At 41.2% G+C, this 22,147-nt stretch carries 19 protein-coding genes, 1 tRNA gene and 1 pseudogene; 10 read left to right on the top strand and 11 right to left on the bottom strand.

Going from position 1 to position 22,147, the window contains the following annotated elements; translation table 11 throughout:
- Nucleotides 1-86: 86 nt before the first annotated feature.
- Nucleotides 87-410, bottom strand: coding sequence for a helix-turn-helix domain-containing protein (locus tag MHZ92_RS18505; protein WP_239433195.1), 324 nt, complete (start codon nt 408-410; stop codon nt 87-89).
- 262 nt (nt 411-672) lie between these two features.
- Nucleotides 673-1,089, bottom strand: coding sequence for a helix-turn-helix domain-containing protein (locus tag MHZ92_RS18500; protein ID WP_239433194.1), 417 nt, complete (start codon nt 1,087-1,089; stop codon nt 673-675).
- Between the two features lie 483 nt (nt 1,090-1,572).
- Here MHZ92_RS18500 and MHZ92_RS18495 point away from each other — a divergent pair, with 483 nt between their 5' ends.
- Entirely contained in the window at nt 1,573-1,842 is a 270-nt protein-coding gene (locus MHZ92_RS18495; protein WP_239433193.1) for a helix-turn-helix domain-containing protein, read from the top strand.
- A 123-nt stretch (nt 1,843-1,965) separates the two neighbouring features.
- On the top strand, nt 1,966-3,138 hold the full coding sequence (locus MHZ92_RS18490; protein WP_239433192.1) for a tyrosine-type recombinase/integrase: 1,173 nt from the start codon (nt 1,966-1,968) through the stop codon (nt 3,136-3,138).
- Nucleotides 3,139-3,279: 141 nt separating this feature from the next.
- On the opposite strand, the gene MHZ92_RS18485 is transcribed toward MHZ92_RS18490, so the two are convergent.
- Both MHZ92_RS18485 and pssA read right to left on the bottom strand, forming a co-directional pair.
- A tRNA-Ser gene (locus tag MHZ92_RS18485) sits at nt 3,280-3,367 on the bottom strand.
- A 72-nt stretch (nt 3,368-3,439) separates the two neighbouring features.
- A complete protein-coding gene (gene pssA / locus MHZ92_RS18480; RefSeq protein WP_239433191.1) occupies nt 3,440-3,973 on the bottom strand; it encodes a CDP-diacylglycerol--serine O-phosphatidyltransferase in 534 nt (177 codons plus the stop codon).
- Between the two features lie 71 nt (nt 3,974-4,044).
- Here pssA and asd point away from each other — a divergent pair, with 71 nt between their 5' ends.
- The 3 genes from asd to MHZ92_RS18465 all read left to right on the top strand — a co-directional run bounded on the left by asd (nt 4,045) and on the right by MHZ92_RS18465 (nt 7,016).
- Nucleotides 4,045-4,842 carry an archaetidylserine decarboxylase gene (gene asd / locus MHZ92_RS18475; protein ID WP_239433190.1) on the top strand — a complete coding sequence of 266 codons (798 nt, stop codon included), beginning with the start codon at nt 4,045-4,047 and terminating at the stop codon, nt 4,840-4,842.
- A 170-nt stretch (nt 4,843-5,012) separates the two neighbouring features.
- The gene (locus MHZ92_RS18470; protein WP_239433189.1) at nt 5,013-6,509 is read left to right on the top strand and encodes a catalase; all 1,497 of its coding nucleotides are present in this window, start codon (nt 5,013-5,015) and stop codon (nt 6,507-6,509) included.
- Between the two features lie 168 nt (nt 6,510-6,677).
- Nucleotides 6,678-7,016 (top strand): DUF5658 family protein, encoded by a 339-nt coding sequence (locus MHZ92_RS18465; protein WP_239433188.1) that lies wholly within the window; start codon nt 6,678-6,680, stop codon nt 7,014-7,016.
- Nucleotides 7,017-7,047: 31 nt separating this feature from the next.
- On the opposite strand, the pseudogene MHZ92_RS18460 reads toward MHZ92_RS18465, so the two are convergent.
- Nucleotides 7,048-7,827, bottom strand: a pseudogene (locus tag MHZ92_RS18460) (DUF368 domain-containing protein); the annotation flags it as partial.
- Nucleotides 7,828-8,014: 187 nt separating this feature from the next.
- Complete coding sequence (trhO, locus tag MHZ92_RS18455; RefSeq protein ID WP_239433187.1) at nt 8,015-8,992, bottom strand: oxygen-dependent tRNA uridine(34) hydroxylase TrhO; 978 nt, start codon at nt 8,990-8,992, stop codon at nt 8,015-8,017.
- A gap of 371 nt (nt 8,993-9,363) precedes the next feature.
- On the opposite strand from trhO, the gene MHZ92_RS18450 reads away from it, so the two are divergent.
- The 3 genes from MHZ92_RS18450 to MHZ92_RS18440 all read left to right on the top strand — a co-directional run bounded on the left by MHZ92_RS18450 (nt 9,364) and on the right by MHZ92_RS18440 (nt 12,461).
- The gene (locus tag MHZ92_RS18450; RefSeq protein ID WP_239433186.1) at nt 9,364-10,878 is read left to right on the top strand and encodes a polysaccharide deacetylase family protein; all 1,515 of its coding nucleotides are present in this window, start codon (nt 9,364-9,366) and stop codon (nt 10,876-10,878) included.
- An 89-nt stretch (nt 10,879-10,967) separates the two neighbouring features.
- A complete protein-coding gene (locus tag MHZ92_RS18445; RefSeq protein ID WP_239433185.1) occupies nt 10,968-11,351 on the top strand; it encodes a GntR family transcriptional regulator in 384 nt (127 codons plus the stop codon).
- A gap of 3 nt (nt 11,352-11,354) precedes the next feature.
- The gene (locus MHZ92_RS18440) at nt 11,355-12,461 is read left to right on the top strand and encodes a DUF1648 domain-containing protein (RefSeq protein ID WP_239433184.1); all 1,107 of its coding nucleotides are present in this window, start codon (nt 11,355-11,357) and stop codon (nt 12,459-12,461) included.
- Between the two features lie 29 nt (nt 12,462-12,490).
- On the opposite strand, the gene MHZ92_RS18435 is transcribed toward MHZ92_RS18440, so the two are convergent.
- Nucleotides 12,491-13,474, bottom strand: coding sequence for an NAD(P)/FAD-dependent oxidoreductase (locus MHZ92_RS18435; RefSeq protein ID WP_239433183.1), 984 nt, complete (start codon nt 13,472-13,474; stop codon nt 12,491-12,493).
- Nucleotides 13,475-13,761: 287 nt separating this feature from the next.
- On the opposite strand from MHZ92_RS18435, the gene MHZ92_RS18430 reads away from it, so the two are divergent.
- Complete coding sequence (locus MHZ92_RS18430) at nt 13,762-15,450, top strand: methyl-accepting chemotaxis protein (protein WP_239433182.1); 1,689 nt, start codon at nt 13,762-13,764, stop codon at nt 15,448-15,450.
- Nucleotides 15,451-15,508: 58 nt separating this feature from the next.
- Here MHZ92_RS18430 and MHZ92_RS18425 read toward each other — a convergent pair whose 3' ends face one another.
- Nucleotides 15,509-15,805 (bottom strand): DUF6509 family protein, encoded by a 297-nt coding sequence (locus MHZ92_RS18425; RefSeq protein WP_239433181.1) that lies wholly within the window; start codon nt 15,803-15,805, stop codon nt 15,509-15,511.
- Between the two features lie 175 nt (nt 15,806-15,980).
- On the opposite strand from MHZ92_RS18425, the gene MHZ92_RS18420 reads away from it, so the two are divergent.
- Nucleotides 15,981-17,678 (top strand): M3 family oligoendopeptidase, encoded by a 1,698-nt coding sequence (locus MHZ92_RS18420; protein WP_239433180.1) that lies wholly within the window; start codon nt 15,981-15,983, stop codon nt 17,676-17,678.
- Between the two features lie 36 nt (nt 17,679-17,714).
- Here the strand turns inward: MHZ92_RS18420 and MHZ92_RS18415 are convergent, their stop codons facing one another.
- The 3 genes from MHZ92_RS18415 to MHZ92_RS18405 form a co-directional block, all read right to left on the bottom strand.
- A complete protein-coding gene (locus tag MHZ92_RS18415) occupies nt 17,715-19,202 on the bottom strand; it encodes a GGDEF domain-containing protein (RefSeq protein WP_239433179.1) in 1,488 nt (495 codons plus the stop codon).
- Between the two features lie 156 nt (nt 19,203-19,358).
- Nucleotides 19,359-21,038, bottom strand: coding sequence for a formate--tetrahydrofolate ligase (locus MHZ92_RS18410; RefSeq protein ID WP_255723651.1), 1,680 nt, complete (start codon nt 21,036-21,038; stop codon nt 19,359-19,361).
- Nucleotides 21,039-21,097: 59 nt separating this feature from the next.
- Nucleotides 21,098-22,081 (bottom strand): zinc-binding dehydrogenase, encoded by a 984-nt coding sequence (locus tag MHZ92_RS18405; RefSeq protein ID WP_239433178.1) that lies wholly within the window; start codon nt 22,079-22,081, stop codon nt 21,098-21,100.
- Nucleotides 22,082-22,147 lie beyond the last annotated feature (66 nt).

The following is a 22,147-nucleotide window of genomic DNA, read 5'->3' as shown; positions in this document are numbered from 1 at the left end:
GTTGTATTTCGTGCTTCTTTTAAAGTTACCCGCCAAAAAGTCGTTTATATAACATCAATTGCAAAGTTTTTTTATACTTTTTACAATTATGTTGTACAAACAGTATCTAAAGTTTTTATTAACGCTAAATATTGCTCTTTTCCTTCACTGTCCAAACGATCCAACAAGATTCGAAGCTCTGTTACACGATCTGTAACATCACTTAGCAATTCGCTCTCCTCAATAAAGTAAGTAAGCGGCTGATTCAATACCGTAGCAATCTTTAAAAAGTACTGCACCTTCAATTGGGTTTTACCACTTTCCATACGCCAGTAAGCATGTGTATCTATTCCAGTACGTCTAGCCATCTCTTCTACGCTGTAACCCTTCAAGCAACGGGCCGCTTTAAGTTTATAGTGATTGAACTGCATAATAATCCCTCTCCTCAAAAAATTTCTTCAAAAGAATTATTACGCATGTTCTAGCACTATTTACACGACAATCTATTGCTATTTCTACTAAATTCTAGTTAAAACTATTAGATTACCTATACATTTTTGGTTATTGTACATACGCTTAACAAATTAGCTCCTACCTTGGTACAAGCCTAGTAGCCATAAGGCCCCTATTTATATGGGTTTTCACCCCTTTGTAAAAAGCTTGATTTCATCGTGTTTCCGTCGTTTTTACAAATCAGATGATATTTCGTGGGTTGAACCTAGTTTTTTCAGACATTAACTGATTGGATCCTTTTATCAATCTCTCATTTGCTTTACTTTCCATACTTCTAATCTGCTCAAGATTGTTTATCAAGCTTTCTTCGCGTACGCTGTTTGTTGTATACACATACTTCTTCATCATCCTACCGTGAAGGATGTATAACGCCTCTAGCTCATTCTCTAAGTCGTGATGTTTAAAGATCAGTTCATAGTAATTGGACAGCAGTTTCGCATCTTTGACACCATTTCCATTTTCTAATCTTGCTAGTCTTGCTTCGCTTACATTCATTTGACGCGCAAGTTCTGCTCTGCTCATCTCATGATCTGCTCGGAGTTTTTTTAAGTAAGATCCTTTTATTCTCCATTCAGTTTCTCTCTCGTTTACTTCCATCAATATTCCCCTCCAATCTGATTTCGAACAAAAAAAGCCCACTGCTAGCCAAAATTGAAAGCGAACCCCTTACAGTTGGCATAAGGGTTCATCCGCATTCAATTTTATTTCGCTAGCAACGCGCTTATCTGTGAGTGTCTTTATAAAGATTTTTATCCGTTGCAACAGTCAATGTTGCCTATGTGTAACTTCAAGATACAATATCACCTTTTAATTTGCAACACTTTTTTCATTTGACAGTTTACTTAATTATGTATTAGGCTAGAATTATCGAAGGGCCCTTGACATTCACACGCTCTTCAATCACACAAAAGATAACCGCGCAACCAAAGATAGCGCATAATAGCATAAAAGTAGACACAGGGAATTGTATCCTTGCGCCTTCTTTTGTGTTTTTATGAGATATCTATTGGTTGCTTTTTTGTTTTCATAATTCACTTTCCGACAAAAATATCCAGAGAGAAAACATAGGAGTATGAGGAAATGCGTATCGAATTAGACATGCCTCAAGGACTTGAGGAGCAGCTACGGAATGTAGTGCTAAATACTGTGAGAGAAGCAATGAATCAATACAATGAGCAGCAATTAAGCAAAGAATGGATGAGTTTAAAAGAAGGATCTGCTTATGCAGGGGTCTCCTACAACACGTTCATAAAGTTCAGAGAATTGGGCTTGAGGGTCTGTGAAATCGACGGTGTGAAGCGTGTATCAAAAAAAGAAATTGATGACTTTTTGGAAAAAAACAGTCATTAATCAGAATTAAGGGGGCAGGTAAGGGAAATTGCAATTAGTAGCCGGTCATGATATATGTTGATTGCCGAGTCATTGCTCTCGGCACCCCGACCTTGCCTCCGAATAAGGAATGGGGGATTAACTGTGGCAAAGAAAAAAACAACATCTATTGAAAGCTACACATTGAAAAATGGTCAGAAGCGCTACCGTTTCAAAGTATACATTGGCATTGACCCATTGACAGGGAATGAAAAGCGCACCACACGAAGCAGCTTCAGAACTAAAAAAGAAGCAGAAATAGCACTCGCTAGAATAAAAGTAGAGATTGAGAAAGGTACGTTTCATAAGCAACGTGCAGAGACATTCCAGGAGATTTACGTTTTATGGAACATCCAGTACGAAAAGACGGTGGAAGAAAGTACATTCGTCAAGACAACGGGTCTTTTTAGAAATCACATCCTTCCTGCCATGGGCGCTTATAAGATTGAAATGATTAATGTGGATGTATGCCAGAAGCATGTAGATGAGTGGTCATCAAAGTTGAAAAATTTCCGCATGGTCAAAGCATATGCCGCGAAAGTGTTAGACTTCGCCATTAAGCGTGGCTATCTTCAAACTAATCCATTTGCATATGTAGACATGCCTACCAATGCTTCCAAGAAGGTTATTGTAGAGAACGACAATGAAATGGAGAACTTTTATAATCGTGAACAGCTGATTGAGTTCCTTTCATGCTTGGAACAAGGTAGCAACTACAAAGCCTATGTTTTATTCCGTCTACTCGCCTTTAGCGGTATGAGAAAAGGAGAAGCGTTAGCACTTACTTGGAACGACCTCAACTTTTCGGCAAATGAAATCCGTATCAACAAGGCTATTGCGCACGGTAAAGATAATCAGTTATATGTAAAGTCCACAAAAACCGGAATTGCTCGCACTATCAAAATGGACGACACAACAATGGCAATCTTAAAAGAATGGAAGAAGAAACAGAAGAAAGATTATTTGGTACTGGGCTTTAATACGTTGCAACCCAAGCAACTCGTATTCAGCAACGAACGCAATGAATTCGTTAAGCCTACAAAAACTCGAAAGTGGATCTTGCATGTGCAGAAGAAATACCAATTAGAAAAGATTACGACACACGGGCTACGTCATACGCACTGCTCATTGCTCTTTGAAGCAGGAGCCAGTTTAAAGGAAGTCCAGGATCGTTTAGGACATAGCGATATCAAAACAACCATGAATATTTACGCCCATGTTTCGGAAAAAGCAAAAGAAGAAGCCATCAATAAATTCAATAGCTTCATGGGCATCTAATTAAGCTTTCTACCCGATGTTAACATCGGATTTAACATCGGTTTGTTTTAATTAGATACAATCTGATGACATAGACAAAAAGAAAAACCCTTGTAAACACAAGGGTTTTGACACTGTTTGAAATCCTTCGGTTTCTGATTACGGAGACGAGAGGATTTGAACCCCCGCGGCGCGTGAACGCCCTAGCTGATTTCGAGTCAGCCCCCTTCAGCCTCTTGGGTACGTCTCCAATTTGGGACATATTAAATTATACTCCTGCAAATTGGAGATGTAAAGTTCATCATTGAGAAAAAACGGTTGGTTATACCTTCGCAATACGGATATTGCTGATCATAGCCACGCCGAGAACGACCATGACAATGACAAAAAATGGAGGTCCGACATAAGGGCTTAGGAAATAGCATAGTGTCAACAGTACGCCTGCCGCAGTAATCGGCAAGCCATAAAATGACCCATCAAACTCTTTGACGTTGTAACGCGCTAGTCGAATAGCCCCTGTTGCAATGTAAAAGACAGTCGCAGCAATCCCTACCCATAGCATCTCGGATAAATCGGTCATATAAATTAGAAGTGCGGGTGCGACCCCGAATGAGACGATGTCACTTAACGAATCCAATTCTTTTCCGAAGAGAGATTCAGCGTGAAAGTGGCGGGCGACTAAACCATCAAATCGATCGAAAAGAGCTGCTAGGAAAATGAAAACGAGACTCATATGACCTAAACCCTTAGCAATAAGAATAATTGCAATGATTCCAAAACTTAAATTCGTAATCGTGATTGCATTCGCCAATTGGCCCTTTATTTTCGTATAATCTAAGTATCTGGATAAAAACATGGAAATCCCTCCAGTATAATAATCTTTCTGACTTGTTGTTACCTACTATAAAAGTATTGGAGACTGATGAAATGAAAAAAATACTATTCAACCGATTTGTCGAACTGAGCGGCCATCCCGTATCATCCGCTCTTTTAAAAACAATTGCAAAATCTCGTGTAAGCAAGAAACTGATCAAACCTTTTGCACAGACCTATCATATAAACGAGTCGGAAGCAGAATTCCCGATTGATCATTATAGTAGCCTTCAAGCTTATTTTACGCGTAATTTGAAAAAGGGTTCCCGTCCGATCGATATGCGCGACGAAACACTTATTTCCCCGGTAGACGGTATCGTTAAGGAGTTTGGAACCATCGATACGAACCAATCATTCATGATTAAGAACCATCTATATAGTATAAAGAAAATATTGGGAGATGAAAAGAGGACAATTCCATATAAAGGGGGATTTTTTTATATTTTTTACCTCTCCCCTAGCCATTATCATCATTTTCACTATCCATATGACGGTGAGCTATTGTCCAGATATGCTCTTGGCACAATGTCTTATCCTGTCAATGATCTAGGAATGCGCCTAGGCAACGAGCCTTTTGCGACAAATTACCGACTCATATCCGAAATTTCAACCGTCCATGGAAGGATGGCGATAATTAAAGTTGGAGCTTTGAATGTGAATAGTATTCATATTTTGGATTCCTCCAACATATGTACAAAAGGCGAGAAGTTTGGCCATTTCTCATTTGGATCGACTGTCATTTTATTTTTGGAAAATAACGGTTCCTTCCGACCAACGGTTCAATCGAATGAGGAAGTAAAAATGGGTCAATCTGTAGGAGAATGGGTTTTGCCTCATAATAATAGTTTATAGTATTTACCTGAGTTTTACGACCATTCTATATAATTAGTTAAATATAATAGAAATAATGCGATACCAATTACTTTTCAATAATGATTATAATTAACTGTAGATTTCATAAAACACCTATGTTATATTGAATGGGAGAGTAAGAAGACTATTAAATTTAGGGGGCATTATCAATGACAAACAATGATAATCATTCTCAAAGTAAGTTAACGACAGCTGCAGGCGCTCCTGTTGTGGACAACCAGAACTCAATGACTGCAGGTCCTAGAGGGCCGGTCCTTTTACAAGATGTATGGTTAATTGAAAAACTTGCACATTTCGACCGCGAAGTCATTCCTGAACGCCGTATGCATGCAAAAGGGTCTGGAGCTTATGGGACTTTTACAGTAACGAATGATATTACTCAATATACAAGAGCGAAAATTTTCTCCGAAGTCGGGAAAAAGACGGAAATGTTTGCTCGCTTTTCAACGGTTGCCGGCGAGCGTGGAGCTGCTGATGCGGAACGAGATATCCGTGGTTTCGCTCTGAAGTTTTACACGGAAGAAGGTAACTGGGATCTCGTCGGAAATAACACACCTGTTTTCTTTTTCAGAGATCCGCTTCAATTTCCTGACTTGAACCACGCTGTCAAAAGGGATCCGCGTACGAATATGAGAAGTGCGACAAACAACTGGGATTTTTGGACTTCCCTTCCTGAAGCATTGCACCAAATTACAATCGTCATGAGTGATCGTGGAATTCCGAAGTCCTATCGTCACATGCATGGCTTCGGAAGCCATACGTATAGTATGATCAACGAGAATAATGAACGTGTTTGGGTTAAGTTCCATTTCCGCTCCCAACAAGGAATTGAGAATTTAACAGACGAACAAGCTGCCGAATTGATCGGTACTGACCGTGAAACACATCAACGTGATCTATTGGATAACATCGACAACGGCAACTTCCCGAAATGGAAAATGTATATCCAAGTAATGACGGAAGAACAGGCACTCAATATGCCGTACAACCCGTTTGATTTAACAAAGGTCTGGTATAAAGGCGACTTCCCTCTCATCGAAGTTGGCGAGTTTGAATTGAATCGTAATCCGGAAAACTACTTTGCAGAAGTTGAGCAAGCTGCTTTCACACCTGCTGCAATCGTGCCAGGCATCGGCTTCTCACCTGATAAAATGTTGCAAGCAAGACTGTTCTCATACGGAGATGCACAGCGTTACCGCCTCGGAGTGAATCATCACCAAATTCCGGTCAACGCTCCAAAATGTCCAGTCCACAGCTACCACCGTGATGGCGCGATGCGGGTTGATGGCAACTATGGAAGCAAGACTTCCTATGAGCCGAACAGTTTCGGAGAGTGGAAGGAACAGCCTGACTTTAAAGAGCGGCCACTTAAAATTTATGACGATGCAGCGCACTGGGATTTCCGTGAGGATGACAGTGATTATTTCACACAACCGGGCAAATTGTTCAATTTAATGAGTGACGAACAAAAAGAGCTGTTGTTCGGCAACACCGCCCGTAATCTTGGAGATGCTCCAAACGAAATCAAATATCGACATATCCGTCACTGCTACCAAGCGGATCCTGCTTATGGCGAAGGAGTAGCAGCGGCGCTTGGGATTTCAATGGATGACGTACTAGTGAAACAAGAAGTTACAAGTAAATAAGAATACAAAAAACGCCAACGAAATGGATTCCTTTTCGTTGGCGTTTTTCTAGCCGTCCATCAATATATTTTGTATTGCCATAAAATCTTTATGCCGCTTCTTTGAATAAATCATCTATTCTCTCCATATCCTAACTGATGAATGCCAATTATGTCAGGAGTGATAGATATGGAAACGACCAAAGCACTTCCCTCTTCCAAAGACCGATTATTACATACATGTTTTCTTCTATTTTGCTTATGCATGATCGATGCGATTTTCACTGATTTCGGCATCCGTTACGGTCATATCCAAGAAGCGAATATATTCGTGCGTTTCCTCTATGAATCTAATGTCGTTGCGTTTTATTTAATGAAGGCAAGTCTTCCGATTCTGCTATTCATCGTCATGCATTTTCTAAAACCGTCCCAATTGGTGAGAAATTTACTCGCTGTCACACTTTGCATTTATACGTTAGTTATCCTCATCCATATTTCATGGATTATTATTGTTTCAACTTTCATTTAGTCGAGGGGCTAGCAGCATTGAAAATATTAGCGACAATTAATCCTGTAATGAGTGCGATGACGCTCATCACAAATGGCGTCCCGCTTTCCGGGATTCCCGGATAAATGACGAACACAGATCCTATGATCAATCCGATAATTATGGCGTACATGGCATGCTTGAAAGTATGCAATAGATAATGGATTGCCCGGCTGCTGACGAAGAATCCTACGAGGACGCCCGCTCCAATAACAACAATTATTGGGAAATTCAAAGTCGAAAGCGCATTGATGGCCGTTGCATAAACACCGAGTAAAAGCAACACGAATGAACCGCTCACCCCAGGCAAGAGCATGGCCATACTTCCAGCCCATCCAGCCAAAAACAATCCTACCGTATTTTGCATCGTTAACGATGTAATGACACCCGATTCAACTGGATTAACGAAAGCAGCCGAAGCCAATGCTACACCGACTACGATCAATAATAAGAAATGGTGAATTTTGAAATTCTTTCGAATTTCTGCCTGTCTTGAAACCAATGGTACAATACCGATAATCAATCCTAAAAAGAAAAATCCAGTCGGTTTGGGATAGTCTGTTAACAGAAAGTCAATGACCTTGCTGAAAAGCAATAATGTTGTACCAATCCCAAGAGCCAGTGGCAGCAAAAAGCTGAGATGCTTTTTCCAGTCTCGGCTGAAAAAGCCGCTAAGCGCTAATAATAAACGATCATATATACCAAGAATGAACGCAATCGTTCCTCCGCTCACTCCCGGAATCAAGTCGGTGATCCCAATTAGGAATCCACGATATATATTTCTCCACTCCATAAAAACTGTTCCTCCAATATCTTTTCACTGATAGTAGTATACCATCTACGAATTGATACAGACCATAGTAAGTCCATTCCAATGGTTTTTTATTATCCAATAATTCCGCTCCATAATATGTCAGTAGCATTCATAAAAAACAAAAAAACACGACCGGGCAGTTTTACAACTACCCGGCGTGCTTTCATTACATCGCAGCAGTTGCTTCGCTGCGCTTATTTGCAATCGCTTCAATTCGTTTATTAAATTCTTCAACCGTTAAATTTTGTTCAACAAAATAACGGTTGCGCGGATGTGTGCGGCATTCGTCCGAACAGCTACGCATATAGAAATGCTCATTTTCTTCAGAGCACAAAATTTTCTTATTGCATTCAGGGTTGGCACAGTTCACGTACCGTTCGCAAGGAGTTCCGTCAAAATGATCGCGTCCGACAACAACATGTTCAACTTGATTGATTGGAACCGCAATCCTTTCGTCGAATACGTAGCATTGGCCGTCCCAAAGCTGGCCTTTCGCTACAGGGTCTTTACCGTACGTCACGATTCCACCTTCTAGATGAGCAACGTCTTCAAACCCTTCACGTTTCATCCATCCGGTAAATTTCTCACATCTAATACCGCCAGTGCAGTATGCAAGAATTTTTTTACCTTCAAATAGTTCTCTATTCTCACGGACCCACTCAGGAAGATCACGGAAATTTTCAATATCCGGACGAATCGCTCCTCTGAAATGTCCGAGGTCATATTCATAATCATTTCTTGTGTCAAACACAACTGTGTTTTCGTCTTGCATAGCTTCTAAGAATTCTGCTGGTTTCAAATATTCACCAGTCAATTCCAACGGATTGATATCCTCTTCCAGGCTTAAGTTTACGATTTCTTTCCGATGACGTACGTGCATTTTTTTGAACGCATGTCCGTCCGCCTCGTCAATTTTAAACCAAAGATCTTTGAAGCGTTCATCGCTATGCATCTTCGCCATATAAGCATCAGTTTGTTCAACAGTACCTGAACATGTACCATTAATACCTTCTTCCCCTATGAGAATACGGCCTTTCAATCCAAGTTCCTTACATAAAGCCAAATGTTCGGCAGCAAATGTTTCTGGGTCTTCGATGTGTACGTATTTATAGTACAACAATACCCGATATGCTCCTTTTTCCATTTCCTCGACCACCTTCTGTTTGTTTTCTTTGCAGTAGAAATAACAGCTTGATCGGTTTAACAATATATTCGATTGTAAACACATAACAGCTCACCCGTATTTGCAAGATCCGGGCATCAGATAGTATACCACAATACCTTTCAATAATGAACAGCTTTTCTCCATTTTTTTAGGCAACTTATATTCCTTATGTCCTTATTTCCCCATCCCAAAGGAAGCCAAAAGTGTTGTATACTACTAGTATGAAAGAATCGACATTTTTCTTGTTTATTTGAAACTATTCATAGAGTAGTTCCGTCTAACTTTCAAGAAGACCAAACAAGATGTTTGATAGGTTTTTAATATTTAATAATTTAAGGGAGCCGCACTATATGAATAGAGAGCGTCACAAGGCGCGTTCAGTTTGGATTGACATTTCGTTTTCCATTTCTATTGTCCTTTTGACACTGTCCGCCATTTATTTAATTTTTGAAATGGAAAATGATCCAATCGCTTCGCAGCCTGATGAGAAGGAAATGATAACCGCTTCCCCGATTGAAACCGAACAAATCGATTCCAACTATCCTGGCATTAAAATCATAACAAAAACATCAAATGATCAAAACGCCCCTTTTGCTATACAATACCCGCAAAGCATACATAACAAGTTCAATAAGGAAGTAAAGGACTATATAGACGAAGCTCAAAGTCGATATATGGAATTGATGTTTGAAAAAAAACGGGTACAAACAGAAACTACAAGCGAATTGAATATCTCCTATGAAACAATGCCTCATGCTTCAGGTAACTACTCGTTTGTCCTGGTCAATAGCAGCAGTTTCAGCGATGCCGCAATCGGTAAAATAGAAATTCGCTCGTTCCACTTGAACCCGGAGACCGGCGAAAGTTTTTCCATCCGAGATATACTTGATGGTGATCTTAACCGTTTGCAGACGTTCTCTTCGTTAGTGCGAGGTGCAATACTACAGGATAAATCGTTACAAGCACATCTTTCCCATAATGAAGTGGAACGTTTTACCGAACCCCGTTGGATGAACTACAGGAACTTTGCCATTACAGATGAGGCAATTATTATTTACTATGACGAAAACACAATAGCAGACTCATTTGTAGGGCCTCCTATCGTCTCCGTTCCTATTCATACGATCCAAGATTTGTTAGCAGCTGAATTTAAGCCAGAAGCTGCAGAAGATGTAATTGCAATCCCCGATCAACAATCCGATGGTATCATAAACGAAGTAAATCATGATGAGCAAAATAATGAAACTGAAGGAAGTTTAGATACATCTTTAGGCAAAAAATCCGAATTACCAACTTCTGAAACTACACGAAAAAAAGTCGCCTTGACGTTTGATGATGGCCCTGATCCAAAAGTGACGAGACAGATTTTGAAGACACTTCAAAAGCATGAAGCCAAAGCAACCTTTTTCATGCTCGGCAGCCGTGTCGAATATTATCCTGACATCGTTAATGAATTAAAGGAGGCCGGCCATGAACTAGGCAACCATACGTGGACACATGCAGACTTGACAAAATTAGGTCCTGACCGTATCACCAAAGAAATCAATAAAACTTCCGCAATTATTGAAGAAGTTACCGGACAAAAGGTGGAGGCATTCAGACCGCCTTACGGAGCTGTCAATGACAAGGTCGAGTCTACAATTGGCTTGCCTTTCGTCTTATGGGATGTCGATACGCTTGATTGGAAATATCGCGATCCTGCACGAATTCTTCGAGTAGTGAAAGAGAAAGTGAAGGATGGAAGTATTATTTTAATGCATGACATCCACCAGTCAACCGCTGATGGACTTGATGACGTTCTTACGTATTTGAAAAATGAAGGCTATGATTTTGTCACGGTTAGAGAATTGGAAGTGGCCCGTTGAAAATAGTTCAACGGGTTTTTAATTGGAAAGGTATATTTATAACCTGATTTCTGTTATAATGATATTAGAACAGAATGGAGGGGCAACATATGTTCATTCAAATTGAACCAACTTCAGAAATACCGATATATACCCAATTGGCGAATCAATTAATTGAATTAATCGCGACTGGAAAGTTGCAAGCAGCAGAAGTATTGCCTTCCGTCCGGTCTTTAGCAGCCGACCTCGGCGTCAATATGCATACGGTGAACAAAGCGTACCATGAGCTGGAGAGGAAAAACATAATTGAAATTATTCCGAAGTCAGGCGCTGTTATAAATTCGATAGCGACTAACGGTCCGAGCGAGGTACAAATGGAACGGATAAAATTGTATATGAAACCGCTCATTGCAGAGTCAATCGTGTATGGAATGGACGAGGAACAGATATTATCATTTGCCTCATCTATCATTGCGGAAATTACGGAGGGATGAACTATGGCATTTTCTTTATTTTTGGTGATCATTATATTTCTAACCGTTATGCAGGCTGCGATCCCGTTTCTCTTAAAGAAAACAATCGTTTTTGGAGTGACGATCCCCGAAGGGTATACGGAGGATGAGATTCTCACTCGCTTTAAGAAAACCTATTCGGCAACAGTTTTCTTAATCGGTTTGATTGCTCTTCTCGTCTTCTTGTTTTTTAGTGTAGGAAATGAATTTCAAGAAGAGCAAATTGTTTTCACTGCTCTACTCCTTCAGTTCGGAATCCTTTTCATCAGCATGTTGCTATACTTGTATTTTCATATTAAAACAATGAAAAGGAAACGTGAACATAAGTGGGGAGATGATCTTAAAAAAGTAAGAGTTGTAGACTTGACGAGCCGTTCCAATGACGAAATGCTGCCATCGTTCATGTTCGCATTACCAATGACAATAACGGTCGGATTAATGATCTACACTGCGACCCAATACGCCGTAATGCCTGACATGATTCCAACTCACTGGGGACCGAACGGACAGCCTGATGCCCTCACTGAGAAAAATCCGTTTTCCGTCATTGCATCTCTGCTCATTCTGCTTATTATGCAAGGAATGACGCTCTCCATCAATGCATTTACAAAGAAGTCGGGTGTCAAACTGAATGCTTCAAAAAGGAGCACATCACGCATTCAACAATTATCGTTCAGGAAATACACTAGTTGGTTTCTGTTTTTAACATCAGTGTTATCAACAGTCCTAATTGGATTCCTTCAATTGACAACGATCCACGGAAACTTGGGCGGACCCATTCTCATGATGGCGATGCCTTTAGGATTCCTTTTCATCATATTGGTAGCGACCGCGTTTTACGCTTTCAAAGTTGGTCAAGGGGGATCTCGTATTCAACTGGATATTGACGAGGAACCTGCCCCTGGTATCACGGACCACGATGAAGATGCCTATTGGAAAGCTGGCGTCTTTTATGTGAATAAAAACGACCCATCCATCTTTGTTGAAAAGAGATTCGGGGTCGGTTGGACGATAAACTTCGGAAATCCGATCGGTTATTTAATTGTTTTCGTTCCTTTGCTCCTCATATTGGCAATTACATTTTTTCTATAAAGAAAAAAACCGGCATTTAGCCGGTTTTTTTAATTAAATACACTTGTACTGTGCAATGGTTGCAGTCTCGCTTTTGGATCGATAAACGCTTTAGCGTGGTTCACTGCAGTTGGAGCTTCCCCTAAACCAACAGCAATGAGTTTCACTTTCCCGTCATAGGATGTGACGTCCCCCGCTGCGTAGATCCCTTCTATATTCGTTTCCATACGGGAATTGACGATAATTGAGTTGCGGTCCATTTCAAGTCCCCACTCTTTAATTGCTCCAAGAGATGAGATGTTACCGTAATTGACGATGACATGATCGACATGCAATGTTTCTTCGGACCCGTCCTTTTGAGCGATAACAACTTCATTGACATTTCCGTCTTCACCGACAATCGATTTGACAGAACGGGAAGTAAGCACATTCACTTTCGATGACATCAATTGGTTTACACTCGTTTCATGTGCCGTAAAGCGTTCGCGTCTATGGACGAGAGAAACGTTTGATGCGATATCTTCAAGCATCAATGCCCAATCTACCGCCGAATCTCCCCCACCGCATACGAGAACATCTTTTCCTTTGAATAAAGAAAGATCTTTAATTCCGTAATGCAATGTTTTGCCTTCAAATTCAACCTCTTCAGCCAATCCGATTTTACGTGGCTGGAATGCCCCGATTCCGGCAGTCAACAAAATCGTACGTGTCAAATGGACGCCTTTATCCGTTTTAAGGACAAAATGGTCGCCTTCGCGTGTCGCAGAAAGTGCGGTTTCGCCAAGGAGAATTTCAGGCTTCGCATAATGCGCTTGAGTGACAAGGTTCGCGACGAGATCCTTCGCGAGGATTTTTGGAAAACCACCTACGTCGTAAATGTATTTATCCGGATATAGCTCGATTAACTGTCCTCCCAGTTGTGGTAAGCTGTCGATGATTTTTACCGACATTTCACGCATGCCCGCATAAAACGAAGCAAATAATCCTGTTGGTCCCCCGCCAATGATAGTAATATCGACAATCTCATTGCTCATCTATAAACACTCCATTTGTCTTTAAATTTGGGCGAATACATAAGAAATCTGTCTCATCAGATTTCTCTACATCTCTACTCTACATATTATCTACTATTTATCAATAAAAAACACATAATTAGTCTTCATCCGATTGGTTTTCGTAATAAACTGACACATTATAGTAACAATTTAATTTCTCGTAATCGCTAAATTTTTGTAAATATTTATATAGTATTATTTTCTTGAATAAGTATAATAGTATGTATGTACTGCATAGATAGATATAATTTAGGGGGACTTATTTCATGAATTTATCAGTATCCAAGAAGATTTGGGCGGGATTTTCCATTATTCTTGCCATTATGCTCATTATGGGGGGTGCATCTTTCTTCGCTACGAAGAAGATGAATGATGAGTTTGCACTATTGATCGATGACCGAGCTTATAAGATCAATTTATCAGACGAATTGATCAGTGCACAAAAAGAAAGGTATATTGCCATCAGTAGTTATGTTTTATTTAAAACATCGGAATTTGTCAGCCAACGTGATGAATCGACAGCCAATGCTACCGAATTGATCAACGAGATGGGTGAAGCTTTTAGTTATACGAATGACACTGTGATTGTCGAGGAAATTAAACATTTACATATGCAATTCAGCGAAATGGTGGATGAAATCAGCTATAGTTTGATGAGGGCGAACGAAACGCAAAACCGTAACCTCTTAAGGGAAGCGAATAACGTCAACTTGCAGATTATGGAGAAAGCGACTGAATTGAAAGAAAGGCAACAATTGGAAATGCAAAAGTCACGGGATGAGTTGTCGCAAATGACAAACTTCATCCATCTGCTTACACTTATTTTCATTGCCCTAGCCGTCTTCATTTCATTGGTCGTAGGTTTTATGATCAGCCGCGGCATCGGAAATCCGGTGAAAAAGATGACAGCTGCAATTGAACGGATTGCTACCGGAGATTTGTCTGTAGAACACGTCAACATAAGGAACAAAGATGAAATAGGTTTGATGGCCAACGCATTCAATCGAATGACGGATGACTTAAAAAACCTGATGGAACAAATTCGCTTTTCGTCACATCAGCTGGCAGCGCAGGCTGAGCAATTATCAGCCAGTTCCGAGGAAAGTCTTGCCTCTTCCGAAATGGTCGCTTCCGCATCGGAAAAAAATATGCGGGATAGCGAAAACCAATCGGATCTCGTGAGCGAAACAGTCAATTCCGTATCTCAATTGACGGAAGATGTAAACCAGATCGCAGACAGCAATTCAACAATGCTAGATGCGATGAAAACAGTGATTGGACATGTAGAAGCTGGCTCTTCGACAATTGAAAGTCTGTCAGGTCAAATGTCTAACACCGATGCAATCATTCAGGAAGCCGCCGCCATTATCCAATCGATGGCGAAGCAGTCCGCAGAGATTGAGCAAGTCACTTCTTTGATCACTGCTATTTCTGAACAGACGAATTTACTAGCATTAAACGCAGCGATTGAAGCGGCACGTGCCGGGGAGCACGGAAAAGGCTTTGCGGTCGTTGCAGAGGAAGTACGCAATCTCGCCGAGCAGTCCAAATCATCAGCTGCTGAAATCGGTGTTATGATCCATGCCATTCAATCTGCCACCAAAAAAGCAGTCGATGCAATCAATACAGGTAGTAAAAGCGTTAAGGACGGTTTATCAGCTACTGAAGATTCACTCAATACATTCATTGAAATCGAACAGTCCGTCAATGCAGTAAATGACAACGTATCAATTGTCACGGAAGCGATTAAGAAAATCCGCTCCATGACCGATACGATCGCCAACTCTTCGAAAGAAGTGAAAAAGCTTGCGGAATCGACAGCATTCACAGCACAAGAAACGAGTGCAGCTACCGAAGAGCAGCTAGCAGTGAACGAAGAGATTTCCACTAGCTCGCAAACACTTGCAGGGCTTGCTGAAAACCTCCAGAAAGAAGTCAACCGCTTTACTTTTTAAAATGAAAATCGTTGAAACGGACGGAATCCGTTTCAACGATTTTTTCTGTCAACAATCATCACTCTTCCTCCAAATGTTCCTCACAAAAAGCGGCGAGTTGGGCAATTTCATTATCCTCAAGATCGAAATCGAGAACTTGCTCAGTAGCACGATCAAAAAGATGATACGATGCCAATTTCCCCTCTCCCTCATCGACGGCATAAATCACCCGTATGCCGGTTCCCTTTTCATTATAAAGCTCATCTTCCTCATCGAATTTTACGTATATGCGAAATTCGTAGCGAATCCCTGTCAAAATACCCGTCGGATCAATAAGTTCAATCATGCTATATTCAATAATTTCCAATCGTCTCATCCTCACATATAGTTTGTCCTTCCCATCTTACAGCAAACAACATAGAATGGTCACGTATTCCTACACGTCAAAAAATCAGTTCAACACACGAACTTTCTTTTGCATTTTCCCAATGGTTAGTTAACAATGAAGATAGTGAATTGTATTCACACTAATAGATCACGGGGGAATGACAATGTTTACTTTTGAAGAGTATCAGTACAAAAGACCTGATATGGACCTCATTAAAAAAGAATTTTACGGTCTGCTGGAACAATTCCGTTCTGCAAACTCCTTTGAAGAACAGAACAGTATTATTGAAAAGCTAAATGCAATTGGAAGAAATTATTCCACTCAATCGAACATAATGTATATCCGTTCATCCATCGATACCAATGATGAATTTTATCAAAAAGAACGGGAATATTTCGATGAGATTGGACCGGAATTCCAAGAACTGAGTACTGCGTTCTACAAAGAGTTAGTCGTAACACCTTATCGAAAAGAATTGGAAGAGAAATGGGGTACCCAGCTGTTCGCTTTAGCCGACAACGCGATCAAATCCTTTTCACCGGAAGTTCTTCCGCTCCTCCAACAGGAAAACAAGCTCACTTCCGAATATGCCAAACTTGTTGCATCCGCTCAAATTGAATTTGACGGGAAGACGTTAACACTCCCACAGCTCGGACCGTATGCGGAGTCAACTGACAGAGGCGTCAGGAAGTCTGCAATGGAAGCAGCCTATACCTTTTATGCCGAAAACGGAGATACATTTGACCGTATCTATGATGACCTCGTTAAAGTAAGACATGAAATCGCAACAAAATTAGGGTTCAAAAACTTCGTGGAGCTTGGCTATGCTCGGATGAACCGTATTGGCTACGATGCAGATATGGTGAAAAACTTCCGTGATCAAGTACGTGACTATATTGTACCGCTTGCTTCAAAATTGTATGAGCGACAAGCTGAACGGATCGGTGTCGATAAGCTAAAGTTTTATGACCAATCCCTCAACTTCCTCAGCGGCAATGCCACGCCGAAAGGAACGCCTGAGTGGATTATTGAAAACGGTAAAAAGATGTATGCTGAACTTTCTCCGGAAACGAATGAGTTTTTCAAGTATATGACTGACAAGCATCTTCTTGATCTTGAAGCGAAGAAAGGAAAAGAGACAGGAGGCTACTGTACATTCATTGATGATTATGATTCGCCTTTCATCTTCTCGAACTTTAACGGGACTTCAGGTGATATCGATGTACTGACACACGAAGCGGGACATGCCTTCCAAGTGTACTCGAGCCGGAATATCGGTATTCCTGAATACGTATGGCCGACTCATGAAGGTGCAGAGATCCATTCTATGAGTATGGAGTTTTTCACTTGGCCATGGATGGAGCTGTTCTTCAAGGAGGATACGGAGAAATACAAGTTCGCCCATTTGAGCAGCGGCTTGTTATTCTTACCGTACGGCGTGGCGGTAGATGAATTCCAGCATGTCGTTTACGAAAATCCGGAAATGACGCCTGCCGAGCGCAAGGCGGAATGGAAACGAATCGAAAAGACATATTTGCCAATGCGTGATTACGATGGAAATCCTTATTTGGAAGCGGGCTCCATTTGGCAACGCCAGTCACATATTTACGAAGTTCCTTTCTACTATATCGATTATACGTTGGCACAAATTTGCGCATTCCAATTTTGGAAGCGTTCGTTCGAAGATCGGGAGGCTGCATGGAAAGATTATTTACATCTATGTAAGCTTGGCGGGTCAAAGCCGTTTACAGAGTTGGTGAAAGAGGCTAATTTGATTTCCCCATTCGAAGACGGATGCGTTGAATCAGTCGTCGGTACAATTGAAGCATGGTTGAATTCAGTCGACGATAAAGCTTTATAAAATTTCAAAGGGCTGCCTAATATGGGCAGCCCTTGTTTATTCTAATATAGGGTGAAAAATCTTATATTGGTTTTTACCGTTTTCTTTAGATTGATAAAGCGCCTGATCTGCCTTTTCATACAATGTTTCGAAATTGTCTTGCTCGGTTGCAAGAGCAACACCGATACTTATAGAAGTTTGGATGCCTACTTCTTTCAGTTGGGCTTCCATCTTTTCATTTATTCGATGAAGCAAATTATCGGCAATGCGTTTGACATTAGGGCTCTCCTTCCTATCAATAAGGACTAGAAACTCATCGCCGCCAACTCTTGCAGCAAAATTGCCCGGACCGACCGTATCTTGAATCGTCGCTGCCGCGATTTTCAATATACGATCCCCTTCGCCATGCCCCATACAATCATTAACGGACTTGAAGTTATCCAAGTCAATCATCATCAAAGCTACATCACTATTTTTCCGTTCGAGTCTTCTCGTAATTTCATCTTCCACTGCCAAACGGTTTTTTAATCCGGTCAGACTGTCGTGGAATGCCATATGAATTGGTTTGGAAACGAGTCTGGCAATCAAGAACGATAAGAGCACCGAGCCAAATAGGATGACGAGCAATTGTAGAAGAAATTGGTTTTTATATTGTGCAAGCAACTCTGTCATTTCGTGATGATTGTATGCAATTTCGACTACCCGATTTGTAGAAAAGCCTTTTCTCTCATCTGCCGAGTAAGGTATGTATCTGTATGTAACCCGATTCCCATCTTCTAGCAACATTAGTTCCTCGGGGTTTCCGCTTCCTCTAACTTTTTCAAACACTTCCCGGAATGGCGGTTGAATGATCTCTTGTTTGAAATTTTCGGTCTTCACGCCTAAAGCATTTCCACCTGAATTGTACACTTTGATCGAATTGATAACATCGTATTCTTCAACTAGCTCATCGATGGATTTTAGGAAGTTAAACTGCTTAAAAATCTCCTGATCCTCCAAAAGAAAGCCTAATTCAATTAAATACTTATGATCCGGTGTAGGCATGTAACTGAACTTTTTTACTTCACCTGTCTTTGCCTGAATATCCATGCCATCCGAAGTGAACAGTTCACCTTCCCGCCGTTCATCCAATAAGTTTGAAAATCCCGGGCAGCATTTTTGAAAACTCAGACCTACGTCTTCAGGAAAACTACTATGTATAACTGTATTCGTATGATCGAGAATGAATATGTCCATTTTATATTTTTCTTTTAGTGAATCGAAGTCCCATTTGGTGAAATCCGACTCCTCTTCATACATTTCAATCATTTCCATTGAATAGGCTTCCATCGTTTTCGTAGTTTGCACATCGAATAAGTCGTAAACCTTATCAATCGTAGATAGGTTATCAATGATTTTATCCTCAGCCATAGCAATCTTTGTTTCTTGAGCGACTAATACAGTGTTTTGCAGTTTAACATAGTCAAAGACAGCTATAAGAATCGATAAAATTAATGAAAAAATGATTAGAATCATCGTTAATTTCAGTCTGAAATTCGTAAACATGCTAATCTTTCCCTTTCACCTTCAAGCCTTTAGAATGATTATAGACCATACCATACCAAATAACCATGCTATTTTACCTATCCCCTATAAAAAAAGAGCTGTCACGTCAAAATTGTGACAACTCTTTACCATTCGCTTCTAATTGAATGAAACGCTTTACATTAGTCCAACTGCATTTCCTTTTTCATCGATATCCATTTGTAGTGCCGCTGGTTTTTTCGGCAAACCTGGCATTGTCATAATATCTCCTGTTAGGCAGACAAGGAATCCTGCCCCGAGCTTCGGAATGATTTCACGGATTGTAATTGTAAAATCAGTAGGTCTTCCGAGTTTCTTAGGATCATCGGAGAAGGAATATTGCGTTTTCGCCATACAAACAGGCAAAATATCCCACCCGTTTTGTTCAATCTGCAATAAATCTTTCTTTGCTTTATCTGTTAGGATAACTCCTTTTCCACCGTACGCTTTTTGAACAATTGCGGTAATCTTATCAATAACCGGTTGCTCTACGTCGTATAGGGGTGCGAACTGATTCGGCTCTTCCAGCAGTTCTACAACATGCTTCGCCAAGTCCAATCCTCCTGCTCCGCCTTGTCCCCAAACGTCTGTAATTGCGGCACGGACGCCTTTAGAGGCACACCATTTCATGATGTAATCGAGTTCAGCTGAAGAATCTGTAATGAAACGATTTAATGCAACGACTGGCTGCACGCCAAATGTTCTGACGGTTTCCACATGTTTCTCTAGATTGACGATGCCGTCCATGACCGCTTGGACATTTTCCTTTCCAAGATCTGCCTTCGCTACCCCTCCATGCATTTTCAACGCACGGACTGTCGTCACAAGAACGACTGCATCTGGAGCAAATCCGCCTTTACGCGCTTTAATATCCATGAATTTTTCTGCACCTAGGTCGGATCCAAATCCTGCTTCCGTCACAACGATATCAGCCAATTGTCTAGCCGTATTCGTTGCCATCAACGAGTTGCACCCGTGAGCAATGTTCGCGAAAGGCCCACCGTGGATCAATGCGGGTGTCCCTTCAATCGTCTGAACAAGATTTGGCTTGAAAGCTTCCTTTAACAATAATGTCAATGCCCCTTCAACACCTAGATCCCTTACAGTGACTGCTTCCTTTTCGTACGTATAGCCGATCACCATTTGAGATAAACGTTCCTTCAAGTCTGACAAGCTCGTCGCGAGACAGAACACTGCCATAATTTCAGAAGCAACAGTAATATCGAAACCATCTTCGCGCGGTACCCCTTGCCCAGGACCGCCAAGACCGATTGTAATATGGCGCAACGAACGATCATTCATATCCAGCGCGCGCTTCCATGTGATTCGGCGTGGGTCGATTTGCAATGCATTTCCTTGGTGGATATGATTATCAATCATCGCAGCCAGTGCATTATTCGCAGTTGTAATTGCGTGGATGTCTCCATTGAAATGCAGATTGATTTCTTCCATCGGCAATACTTGTGCGTATCCACCGCCTGCTGCACCTCCCTTGACTCCCATAACCGGTCCGAGGGACGGCTCGCGTAATGCAATCATTGATTTTTCCCCTAGTCTTGCCAAGGCATCAGCAAGCCCTACTGTTACTGTCGATTTTCCTTCACCTGCTGGCGTCGGACTCGTCGCAGTGACAAGAACGACTTTTCCGAAAGATTTTGTAGCAGGCAGTTTCTTTACGTCGATTTTCGCTTTATAACGTCCGTACGGTTCTACAGCTTCTTCAGGTATCCCTGCATTTTTCGCGATATCTACTATCGGTTGCATTACAGCATTTGTAGCAATCGCTAAGTCTGTTAATGGTTTCGCTTTCTCTGTCAAAATGGCCACGTCCTTCTCAATTGTCTTTAAAATAATTTCATAAAAGTGATTTGCTATAGTTAGTTTTTTATCCGCAACACAATTTTTCCAAATTGTTCGCTGTTCTCTAAATGTCGGAAAGCTTCCAACCCATCCTCGAGTCGGTAGACTTTGTCGATAACAGGTTTCACACGGAATTTTTCAACATGTTTTAACATTTCCCGAAGTTCTTCCCTGCTCCCCATCGTTGAACCGAAGAGCTGGTATTGTCCATAGAAGAATTTCCGAAGATCTAATTCAATGACATCTTCGGTCGTTGCCCCGAATACAACAATTCTTCCTCCTTGTTTCAACACTTCCAATGAACGGTTGAACGTAGCTCTTCCAACACTTTCGATGATGAGGTCCACTGTTTCATTCGCGAGTTCTTTTTTCCAATCACTGCTCGTGTCAATCGCCAAATCTGCTCCGAGCTCCAATGCTTTCCGACGCTTCTCTTCAACACGGGAACTTACGATGACCCGTGCACCCACATTTTTCGCGAATTGAATGAGATAGGTCGCAACCCCGCTTCCGGCTCCGGGAATGAAGACTGTATCCCCATTTTTCAGTTGTCCTTGTGTAAATAATGCCCGATAGCCTGTCAACGCGGCTAACGCTAGAACGGATGCCTCATCCATGGACAGATTGTCAGGCTTCTTTTCAATCTGCTCAGCGGAGATGGCAATTTTCTCAGCAAACGTACCATGATCCGGCATTCCTAAAATATCGAACCCTGCAGGTGGAGCAGCACTTCGGTCGAACCAACGCAATGATGGATTAATGATCACTTCATCGCCAATCGACCATTTGTTTACTCCCTCTCCGATCGACTCGATGATCCCCGCTCCATCGGATCCGAGAATTAACGGTTCCGCCGCACTTTCTCGTCGATTAGGTATGTAAATATCTCTTCGATTCATCCCAGCGGCATGTAATGATACGACGACTTCCCCTTTAGCCGCAATCGGCTCTTCCATCTTATCAATTTTCAATTGACCATTTAAATGAATAAACGCCTTCACCCCAGCACCCCCGTTAAAAGCATTCTTTCACTTATATACTATTCCATCATACAACATTCTCTAATT

Source organism: Sporosarcina sp. ACRSL (assembly GCF_022346605.1).
Taxonomy (GTDB): Bacteria; Bacillota; Bacilli; order Bacillales_A; family Planococcaceae; genus Sporosarcina.
Note: the sequence above shows the minus strand (reverse complement) of the source record. Positions and strands in the feature narration are given on the sequence as shown.

Coding starts and splice junctions, on each gene's coding strand:
- MHZ92_RS18505 (WP_239433195.1), bottom strand. CDS start 410: ATGCAGTTCAATCACTATAAACTTAAAGCGGCCCGTTGCTTGAAGGGT.
- MHZ92_RS18500 (WP_239433194.1), bottom strand. CDS start 1,089: ATGGAAGTAAACGAGAGAGAAACTGAATGGAGAATAAAAGGATCTTAC.
- MHZ92_RS18495 (WP_239433193.1), top strand. CDS start 1,573: ATGCGTATCGAATTAGACATGCCTCAAGGACTTGAGGAGCAGCTACGG.
- pssA (WP_239433191.1), bottom strand. CDS start 3,973: ATGTTTTTATCCAGATACTTAGATTATACGAAAATAAAGGGCCAATTG.
- asd (WP_239433190.1), top strand. CDS start 4,045: ATGAAAAAAATACTATTCAACCGATTTGTCGAACTGAGCGGCCATCCC.
- MHZ92_RS18470 (WP_239433189.1), top strand. CDS start 5,013: ATGACAAACAATGATAATCATTCTCAAAGTAAGTTAACGACAGCTGCA.
- MHZ92_RS18465 (WP_239433188.1), top strand. CDS start 6,678: ATGGAAACGACCAAAGCACTTCCCTCTTCCAAAGACCGATTATTACAT.
- trhO (WP_239433187.1), bottom strand. CDS start 8,992: ATGGAAAAAGGAGCATATCGGGTATTGTTGTACTATAAATACGTACAC.
- MHZ92_RS18450 (WP_239433186.1), top strand. CDS start 9,364: ATGAATAGAGAGCGTCACAAGGCGCGTTCAGTTTGGATTGACATTTCG.
- MHZ92_RS18445 (WP_239433185.1), top strand. CDS start 10,968: ATGTTCATTCAAATTGAACCAACTTCAGAAATACCGATATATACCCAA.
- MHZ92_RS18440 (WP_239433184.1), top strand. CDS start 11,355: ATGGCATTTTCTTTATTTTTGGTGATCATTATATTTCTAACCGTTATG.
- MHZ92_RS18435 (WP_239433183.1), bottom strand. CDS start 13,474: ATGAGCAATGAGATTGTCGATATTACTATCATTGGCGGGGGACCAACA.
- MHZ92_RS18430 (WP_239433182.1), top strand. CDS start 13,762: ATGAATTTATCAGTATCCAAGAAGATTTGGGCGGGATTTTCCATTATT.
- MHZ92_RS18425 (WP_239433181.1), bottom strand. CDS start 15,805: ATGAGACGATTGGAAATTATTGAATATAGCATGATTGAACTTATTGAT.
- MHZ92_RS18420 (WP_239433180.1), top strand. CDS start 15,981: ATGTTTACTTTTGAAGAGTATCAGTACAAAAGACCTGATATGGACCTC.
- MHZ92_RS18415 (WP_239433179.1), bottom strand. CDS start 19,202: ATGTTTACGAATTTCAGACTGAAATTAACGATGATTCTAATCATTTTT.